An 8984-nucleotide genomic window follows, 5' to 3' on the forward strand; every position below is an offset into this window, starting at 1 on the left:
TCGCTCTCATCTCGCTGTCAGTTCGCAGACTATGCAAAAAGGCCTATGCATTTGGCGCGGGAAAAAGTCCTGCTGAGCGCCTGTGAATTCTCTGCCTGTGAGCGTAATTGTGGCGGTTGTGCTCGCCTTTTATGAATCGGTAGGGAGTGCTGCAATGTGGTTTGACCTTGGCGGGAATGGTAGCCTGAAAGGGCTGTATTTAATGCGAAATTCGCATTAAACCTAGACCAAGGTTCGTGAGGCAAGTATTTCGTGACGCTACTTTATGCAGTCCTCCTCGCGGCGCTGGCAGTGATCTTGGCACCGGTAACCGTAAAGGTTATTGACCGAAAGGCAGGCTATCCACTAGCTGGCCTTTTTCTTATTGCAGCGGTCCTCATCGCCAAGGAATTTCCTGCCATTGCAGCCGGGGAGGAATTAAGTTTCCACGCCACTTGGGTGCGTGATTTCATCGCACCAGGCGTCGACGTAAGTTTTGCTCTCCGCGGGGACGCGTTGAGCATCTTCTTCGCTATGTTGGCGCTGGTCATTGGCGCCGTCGTTTTCACCTATTCGGCGGCCTATCTGCCCAAGAATGAGGGCAACACCAGCTTTTATACCTTGATGACAGCGTTCACGCTGTCCATCTTGTTGCTGGTTCTGGCCAACGACGTGGTGGTTTTGTTCCTTGCCTGGGAGCTAGTCTCCTTGGCTTCGTTTATGTTGATCGCTCGCTCCGGTTCCGGCGGCGAGGCTGGTTCGCAGCGGACACTGATCCTGACCTTCATTGGCGGATTGACCCTGCTGACCGGCTTGGGTATCGCCGCGACGGTGACCGGAACGACTACCGTTTCTGATATCTTGGCGTCCCCTGTATGGACGGAACGCCCAGGGGTAACGGCAGCCGTAGCCGTGTTGATTGCGGCGTCCGCCTTTACCAAGGCGGCGCAGTTCCCATTCCATTTCTGGTTGCCAGAGGCTATGGCCGCCGCCACGCCGGTATCGGCTTTCCTTCACGCGGCAGCGGTGGTCAAGGCCGGTGTGTACCTGCTTATTCGCTTTTCCACCATCTTCCACGATGTGGCGGTGTGGAATTGGTTGCTCATCGTCGTAGGCATGGGCACCGCGGTCATGTCCGCGGTATTTGCAGTGCAGAAGACGGATCTGAAAAAGCTTACGGCCTATTCCACCGTCTCCCATCTGGGCTGGATCGTTGCCACCATCGGTGTGGGCACCCCGTTCGCTATCGCCGCAGCGCTGGTCCACACTCTGGCGCACGCGCTGTTTAAGTCCTCGCTGTTTATGCTCATTGGCGTCATCGACCACGAGGCTGGGTCGCGCGATATTCGCCGCCTTGGACCGCTGTGGAATAAGATGCCGTGGACCTTCGGTTCCGTAGTAATCGGTGCAGCCTCGATGGCTGCGGTGCCACCGCTTTTGGGCTTTGTGTCCAAGGAAGGAATGCTTACCGCGTTTGAAGACGCCCAGATTGGCGGCGCGGGCCAGGTAATCCTTCTCATCGTTGCCGGTATCGGTGCTTTCTTTACCTTTACTTACTCCGCAAAGATTGTCTTCGGCGCCTTCTTTGACGGACCTCGCGACATGGGAGATGTCCATGAAGCACCAGTGTCGCTGTGGCTACCTGCAGCTTTGCCGGGCTTTATGTCTCTGCCGCTGGTATTTGTGCTCGGGCTCTTTGATGCCCCGATCGATGATGCAGTGGCTGCCGTGGGATTGGAGCATCATTCGCACCTTGCCCTCTGGCACGGGCTCAACGTTCCTTTCCTTATCTCGCTAGTGGTCCTCATCCTCGGTATTGCCGGTATCTTTGCCCGCAAGAAGATGTGGGCAAGCTTTGAAGCCCACGAGTTCATGCCGCGTAGCGGCAATGATTTGCTGTACTCCTTGATGAAGGGCTGCTCCCAGTTGGGGCGCGTCTTGGGCAAGATGTCCGACTCGCATAATCCATCCCGCCACATGCTGCCGATTGTCATTTTGATCATCGTGCTGGTTGCCACCACCCTCATCCGCGATGGCGTCGACGGGGTAGCACTGCAGCCACGGGTGGATGGTTTGGATAACCCATGGGACCTGCTGCCACTGGGCATCATCGCCCTAGCGATGTTTGGACTAGTGCGCACCCAGAACCGCTTGACGGGTGCCATCATGATTGGCATTGCCGGCTCGGGCGTGACCCTGCAGATGTTCCTGCTGGGCGCACCTGACGTGGCGCTGACCCAGTTTATGGTGGAGGCCCTGTCCGTCATCGTCATGATGATGGTGCTGCGCTACCTGCCAGAAACCTTCCATCCGGTGAAGAACAAATCCCGCAAGACCGGCTCCATCGTCATTGCGGTCTTGGCCGGTGTGGCTGCGTTCCTGGGCGTGTGGGGACTCATGGGCCGCCACGAGCGCTCCGATTTGGCCATGTGGTACCTGGACAATGCTCCGGATATCACCGGCGGCGACAATGTTGTCGCTACTATCATCGTGGAATTCCGTGCACTCGATACCTTGGGCGAGCTTTCCGTTCTGGGTATGGCTGCGGTGGTTATTGCAGCCATCACTACGACGTTGCCGCGATTCCCGTTCAAGTCGGGTACACGCCCAGCACCGTTTGGCCAGTCCCAGCTGAACTCCGTGCCATTGCGCAAGGGCGTGCACGTTGTCATCCCGCTGTTGGTCATTATGTCCGTCATCGTTTTCTTCCGCGGGCACAATGCCTCCGGTGGTGGCTTCCCCGCAGCGCTGATCATGGGCGCGGCAATCGGGCTTATCTATCTGTCCCGTGGCTCCGATGAGATTGTTTTCGGCCGCATGACTCCGATTCACCTGACCGGTATCGGCATCATCACCGCCTTGATCGCCGGCTTTGTGGGTTACTTGCACCACGGCTTTGGCAATGGTGGCTTCTTGGCTGCAATTCATGCCGAGGCCTTTGGCCAACACTGGACCACCTCGCTCATCTTCGACTTGGGCATCTACCTAGCAGTGCTGGGTATGTTGACCATGGCGATTAACGCATTGGGTGGCTACTTGCGCCCAGGCACGGAGCGTGACTTCTTGCCATGGGTTCATGATGATGATTCCGCGCTGCCGACGACTCCACGCATTTCGCTCGAGGATGTCGACGATCCGTACCCAGACCCGATCAACCCTTCGACCGATCCGTTGGCCTTGCTGACGCCTTCGGAAGCAAAGACGAAGAGGAAGAATAAGCGCTCCGTGGCTAACCGGGGAGGGGAGAAGTAATGATCCTTGCACTGACTATTGCTTTACTCATCGGCAGTGCTGTCTATCTCATCCAGCAGCGCGGCCTGGTACGCATCGTGTTGGGCATGATGACCTTTGGCCACGGTGCCAACCTGATGCTGCTGGCTACGGGCGTGTATTCCTACCGCGGAGAGTCCTTCCCATCCCAGGTTCCGCACGATCAGATGGCCGACCCGCTGCCGCAGGCCTTTGTGCTGACCGCCGTCGTTATTTCCATGGCAACCTCGACCATCTTGTTGACGATGGCGGCCATGGGCAAGAACGACGACACCGACGTGGTGGAGCCGGTTGATGACAACACCATCGACCATGCCTTTTCGACCTTGGGTCGAGACGCCCAAAATCGCCAAATTTTGGAAGAGTCCACCAATCAGCTGGACCGAATCGGTCAGGTGGACCACAACACTCCCGTTGCAGAACGCGGGGCAACTCAACAGAAGGAGGATGACAAATAATGGCTGATGCTGTAGCTCAACTCCTTCCGCTATTTCCAGCGGTCCCGCTGATTGCAGCGGCCTTCGCGCTGCTAGCACCGTGGCGTGCGGTGCGCGATTCCATCATGCTTATCATCCCGGGCGTTGGAATTTTCGCCGGCTTGGGCCTGCTCATCTACACCATGAACAATGGGGTAGTAGCCCATACCGTTGGCCTCTACCAAGGCAATGTGGGTATCCCGTTTGCGGCCGATGCCTTCTCCGCGTTGATGATCATTACTACGATGATCGTCGCGTTTGGTGCCAACTGGTTTGCCATTGTGGGCGGAGAGACTAAGTCTCGCTACTATCCTTCGCTCACCCTGATCTTGATCACTGGTGTGTGCGGCGCATTGCTCACCGCCGACCTCTTTAACTTCTTCGTCTTTATTGAGGTCATGCTTTTGCCGTCCTATGGCCTTATCACCATGTCTGGTACGTGGTCGCGCTTGGCAGCCGGCCGTGCCTTCGTCTTGGTTAACCTTTTCGCCTCCACCTTGTTGGTTGTTGGCGTGGGTTATATGTATTCGGTTACCGGTGCGGTTAACCTGGGCGCGCTGAAGGGCGCAGCGGCAGGCAATGGGCCGGTGACCGTGGCAGCAGGCTTGATCCTCATTGCGATTACCGCCAAGGCCGGCGTGTTCCCCGTGCAGTCGTGGCTGCCACGCACCTACCCAGGGACCTCGGCCGCGGTGATGGGCCTGTTTTCCGGCCTGCACACCAAAGTGGCCGTCTACATGCTCTACCGCCTCTACGTGCAGCTATTCGATCTGGAACAGCGCTGGAATGTGATGATCATTGTCATCATGATTATTTCCATGATGATCGGTGCCTTCGGCGGCCTAGCGGAAAATTCCATTCGCCGCGTCCTCGGCTACCAGATGCTCAACGGCATGCCTTTCATTTTGGTCATGCTTGCGTTCACCTCTGATGACCCACGTCGTGCACTGGCAGCTGGCATCATGTACACGATTCACCACATGCTGACCGTTGGTTCGCTGATTTTGGCTTCTGGTGCCATTGAGGAAACCTACGGCACAGGCTTGCTCAGCAAGCTTTCCGGCCTTGCTCGCCGCGACCCCATCATCGCCTGGATCTTCGCTGCCGGTGCATTCTCCGTCGTGGGCTTCCCACCGTTCTCGGGAATGTGGGGCAAGCTGATGATTGTCTTCGAGATTGCCCGCGTGGGCGGTGCTTGGGCCTGGATTGCTATCGCGGCCATCATCATCGCTTCCTTCGCTGCCTTCTTGGCCATGCTGCGCGTGTGGCGCAAGGTCTTTTGGGGCAAGGGCCTGCCGGAGGACAAGGTCCCAGATGAATTGGTCATCCGCAAAAAGCTCATGGCCCCATCCGCGGCTCTCATCCTTGGTTCGCTGTGCATGTTCATCTTCTCCGGCATCGTCCTCGATGTCGTGGATTCTGCAGCGGAGCAGCTGCTGGATACTAACGCATATACTGAAACCGTCTTGGGAGATGAGCCGATTGCCGTTCCCAATATCGATGAAATCCAGGAGGGCCGTTAAATGAACGCAATTGTGTATGCATTGTGGCTCATCAAGGAGATTTTCGTCGCCGGCATTAGCTTGGCACTGGCGGCCTTCAAACCGGATAACGAATATAACCCGGTTATCATTCGTTACCCACTGCGCGTGACTAGCGCCTGGGAGATCTTCTGGTTTACGTCCTCCATTACCGCAACCCCGGGCACGCTCTCGCTCGGTTTGCGTGAACCGCCCCGCAAGGGTCTGCCCCGCATCGTGCTGGTACAGGCCGTCCAAGGATCCGACCCAGCGGGAATCGTCGCTGATCTTGCTGATATGGAACAGCGCCTCGCCCCGCGGGTTAAGGACATCGATTACGGCGTCCCGGGGCAAGGGGAGACTACAGAATTGGATGAGGCTTTCTACGAGTATCCGCTCGAGTCCGTCGGTCGTTATATGCGCTCGCCAGACTTGGCTCGGGCGGAGGACACTCCGCTTTCAGAAAGCGAAGCGGACGTCGAAAAGCCAAAGCGCCGCGCACGCAACGTACAACGCAGAAAGGAGACCGAGCGATGATTGACTTTGCCACATTGTCCCCGTTCGGCTGGGTCGTATTTGTATGCGTATTCATCATGGGCATCGCCACGTGGTGCGGCGTGCTGCTGGCGCTTCGCACGCGCGATGAGCTCACCCGCGCCATTACCTCGGATATCGTTTTCTACGGCATGATCTGCATGTATTTAGCGTGGTCGATGACGAATAATGCCCCGATGGCGTATTACATTGCACTCCTCGGAGCCATTGCCGCCGGTGTGCTACCGACGCTATCGATGGCCCGCATTATTTCGAAGGGTAGGCGATAAACCATGGCCATCTCTGAAATTATCGCTTCGGTCCTGCTTATCATCGCTACTATCTTGGTGGTCGCTACGGTGGTGTCTCTGTGGCGAGCGCCCGATGCCTTGACCCGTGCCAACCTGCTGGGCCCTACCGTGGGACTTGCGGTGCCGCTGATCATCGTGGCCAAGCTAGTCGTGGACTTTGGCCGCGATGGTTTTTCGCTGTGGCTGCTCATCCAAGCACTGATTGCCTGCTTCGGTGTATGGATCATCGGCTCGGTAGGTTCCTTTTATCTGGGCCGTTCCATCTATGGCGTAACCGTCACCGACGTCAAGCACGCCAAGCACAACCATAAGAAAATTCAGACCGTGCAAGCAGGGGAAGACGATATCTAGTCCTCTCCAGTTCCTTCTGGCGGCGAGCCCTTTCTGCTCCTGCGCGTAGCTGCGCGGAGAACAGAACCGCTCGCCGCTTTTCTGGTTGCACAGTGGGGTCTTCTGAGCCCACCTGCACCCTGGATTCACAATGCGGAAAAGTTGCACAGCAATTGTTGTGCTCGGGCTAGAATGGGTGCACGTTATTCGGTGCTTCTAGACCCGCCCCGAAGAGATTGCAAGGAGTAACAATGAAACTCATCACGGCCATCGTTAAGCCCTTCACCCTGCCGGAAATCCGCCAGGCTCTGGAGCAGCAGGAAGTACGCGGCCTCACTGTTACAGAAAGCCAGGGCTTCGGACAGCAACGTGGGCACAGCGAGGTATACCGAGGGGCAGAATACGCCACTGACTTCGTGCCTAAGGTCAAGCTGGAGGTTGTTGCGGCCGATGACCACGTCGAAGACATCATTAACGCCATCGTGGATGCTGCCTACACGGGCAAGATCGGCGACGGCAAGCTGTGGGTAACCCCAGTTGAAGATGCCATTCGTGTGCGCACTGGCGAGCGCGGCGAGGCGGCACTTTAAGCCCGCATGCATACCGCCGCACAGATTCGCGCCGAGGCCCATGCCTCGGCGCTTCGTGTATTGCGCAGTCTCGAGCTTCCACCAGGAACCGCGCTCGCTGCCACCGGTTCCTTTGCCCGCAATGAGATGACTCCGTACTCGGATATTGATGTCATCCTCATCTATGCGGAAGGCCACGAGCCAGATCTGACTCTGGTGGAGCAGCTGTGGTATCCCGTGTGGGATGCCAAGTACCGCCTGGATTATGCCCTACGTACCCCACAAGAGTGCGGGGCGATTGCTGCCGAAGATGCCTCTGCCGGCTTTGCCCAGCTGGATTTGGCCTTTGTAGCAGGGCGCAAGGTTCTGGTGGATGAGGCGCGGGCGCAATTGCTCGCTGCGTGGCGGCGCCAGCTGCAGCGCGGCTTTGATGATTTCTTGGATACCGCGATTACTCGGTGGAAACGTTCGGGCGCGGTGGCAGCGATGACGAACCCGGACTTGAAAAATGGGCGCGGGGGACTGCGCGATATTCAGCTCTTGCGCGCGATGGCTTTGGGCAACCTGTGCGACTTTCCAGATCTGGACGGTGAACAGCGGCTGCTTCTCGACGCCCGCACGCTCCTGCACGTCACAGCCCGGCGCCACCGGGACATACTGGATCCCGAGTTTGCCGCGGACGTAGCGGCGGACCTGGGTTTTGAAAGTCGCTACGCACTGACGGCAGCTTTGGTCAGCGCTGCAGCCACGGTCAATAAGGCGGTGGAGCGCGGCCTTGCAACCGCCCGTGGGGTGCTAGGCCGTAATGCTTCAGCGACCGGCCGGGGCCGGCGCCGCCCGCTCGATGTGGACGTCGTGGCTGAGGCCGGCGGCATTTTCCTTTCGCGCAAGCCAAATGTAGAGGACCCGTGGCTGCTCACCCGCGTGGCGGCTGCCGCGGCACGCACGGGATATATCATCGCCGAGACCACGTGGCACCAGCTCCAAGACCTGCCCGAGCTGCCGCCACGCTGGCCGCGGGCAGCGGTGGATGATTTCTTCGCTATTTTGTCCTCCCCGCGATGCACGCCGCGTGTCATACAGGACTTGGACCACTATGGCCTATGGGAACGCTTAGTCCCGGAATGGGGGCATGTGCGCGGCTTATTGCCGCGCGAGCGCAGCCACGTCAATGCGGTGGACCATCATCTCATCGCTACGGTTACCCGCTGTGCGGAAATGCGTACCTCGGTGGCTCGACCGGACTTATTGCTTTTGGCGGCGCTTTACCATGACATAGGCAAGGGCTACGGGCGCCCTCATGCGCAAGTAGGTGCGGAGATGATTACCCGCCAGGCAGCCCGTATGCGGTTGAGTGTTGCCGATAGGTCGCGCGCCCAAACCCTGGTGGCAGAACATACCACCTTGGCGCGGTTAGCGGCGACGATGGATCCGGCCTCCGACGCCGCTCGCGACACCTTATTGGCTGCCGCGCATTATGATCAGCTAACTATTTCCCTGTTAGCGGTGTTGGCTGAGGCTGATGCCCAATCGACCGGGCCTGGCGTGTGGACACCGCGAGTGGAGCAAGCACAAAAGCTGATCGTCGCGCGGGCACTTGAGGCGCTCAAACCACGTGTTCTCGACCGCCCTGCTGTGCATGTACCGCTATCTAGCGAAGGCGTTGCGCTCAAAGTGGATTGGGAAGACCAAGAAGTCAGCGTGTCGTGGTGCGGTACCTCTCAAGGGGAGCTAAAGCGCATATTTGCCCTGTTATCGGCTCTCGGATGGACCATCGTGCGGGCTAATATCGTTCGCGAGGAAGACGGTGCCTATAAGGCGGAGTTTTTCATCCGCACGGTGCAACAGACCCTAAAGGAGGCAGCGCAGGAGATTGAAGTGCCCCGAGTTTTGTTCCTAGGCATTTGCCTTGATTTCTATTATTTCTTGCGGCGGGTTCTGCTTCCAAAAATCGGTTTCCACTTCGACTGGGGTTCGGTATCCCAAGCTTTGGTG

The 8984-nt window shown here is 58.0% G+C and carries 8 protein-coding genes; all 8 read left to right on the forward strand.

Going from position 1 to position 8984, the window contains the following annotated elements; translation table 11 throughout:
- The first annotated feature begins 252 nt into the window (after positions 1 to 252).
- On the forward strand, positions 253 to 3231 hold the full coding sequence (locus MHY13_RS10485) for a DUF4040 family protein (protein WP_239283058.1): 2979 nt from the start codon (positions 253 to 255) through the stop codon (positions 3229 to 3231).
- Positions 3231 to 3707, forward strand: coding sequence for a sodium:proton antiporter (locus tag MHY13_RS10490; protein WP_239283059.1), 477 nt, complete (start codon positions 3231 to 3233; stop codon positions 3705 to 3707). The genes MHY13_RS10485 and MHY13_RS10490 overlap by 1 nt, the downstream gene beginning before the upstream one ends.
- Positions 3707 to 5248 carry a monovalent cation/H+ antiporter subunit D family protein gene (locus MHY13_RS10495; protein WP_204608481.1) on the forward strand — a complete coding sequence of 514 codons (1542 nt, stop codon included), beginning with the start codon at positions 3707 to 3709 and terminating at the stop codon, positions 5246 to 5248. Before MHY13_RS10490 ends, MHY13_RS10495 begins: the two co-directional genes overlap by 1 nt.
- A complete protein-coding gene (locus MHY13_RS10500; protein WP_005325271.1) occupies positions 5249 to 5782 on the forward strand; it encodes a monovalent cation/H+ antiporter subunit E in 534 nt (177 codons plus the stop codon).
- Complete coding sequence (locus MHY13_RS10505) at positions 5779 to 6069, forward strand: cation:proton antiporter (RefSeq protein ID WP_005328765.1); 291 nt, start codon at positions 5779 to 5781, stop codon at positions 6067 to 6069. Before MHY13_RS10500 ends, MHY13_RS10505 begins: the two co-directional genes overlap by 4 nt.
- Positions 6070 to 6072: 3 nt before the next feature.
- A complete protein-coding gene (locus MHY13_RS10510) occupies positions 6073 to 6441 on the forward strand; it encodes a Na+/H+ antiporter subunit G (protein WP_204608484.1) in 369 nt (122 codons plus the stop codon).
- Positions 6442 to 6671: 230 nt separating this feature from the next.
- Positions 6672 to 7010 carry a P-II family nitrogen regulator gene (locus tag MHY13_RS10515; RefSeq protein WP_005325265.1) on the forward strand — a complete coding sequence of 113 codons (339 nt, stop codon included), beginning with the start codon at positions 6672 to 6674 and terminating at the stop codon, positions 7008 to 7010.
- Positions 7011 to 7016: 6 nt separating this feature from the next.
- A partial coding sequence (locus MHY13_RS10520; protein ID WP_239283060.1) for a [protein-PII] uridylyltransferase occupies positions 7017 to 8984 on the forward strand: 1968 nt, incomplete at its 3' end.

Origin of the sequence: Corynebacterium sp. ACRPE, assembly GCF_022347435.1 — a bacterium.
Taxonomy (GTDB): Bacteria; Actinomycetota; Actinomycetes; order Mycobacteriales; family Mycobacteriaceae; genus Corynebacterium; species Corynebacterium tuberculostearicum_D.

Excerpts from the sequence above, each read along its gene's own strand:
- MHY13_RS10490 (WP_239283059.1), top strand. The coding sequence starts at position 3,231 with ATGATCCTTGCACTGACTATTGCTTTACTCATCGGCAGTGCTGTCTAT.
- MHY13_RS10495 (WP_204608481.1), top strand. The coding sequence starts at position 3,707 with ATGGCTGATGCTGTAGCTCAACTCCTTCCGCTATTTCCAGCGGTCCCG.
- MHY13_RS10500 (WP_005325271.1), top strand. The coding sequence starts at position 5,249 with ATGAACGCAATTGTGTATGCATTGTGGCTCATCAAGGAGATTTTCGTC.
- MHY13_RS10505 (WP_005328765.1), top strand. The coding sequence starts at position 5,779 with ATGATTGACTTTGCCACATTGTCCCCGTTCGGCTGGGTCGTATTTGTA.
- MHY13_RS10510 (WP_204608484.1), top strand. The coding sequence starts at position 6,073 with ATGGCCATCTCTGAAATTATCGCTTCGGTCCTGCTTATCATCGCTACT.
- MHY13_RS10515 (WP_005325265.1), top strand. The coding sequence starts at position 6,672 with ATGAAACTCATCACGGCCATCGTTAAGCCCTTCACCCTGCCGGAAATC.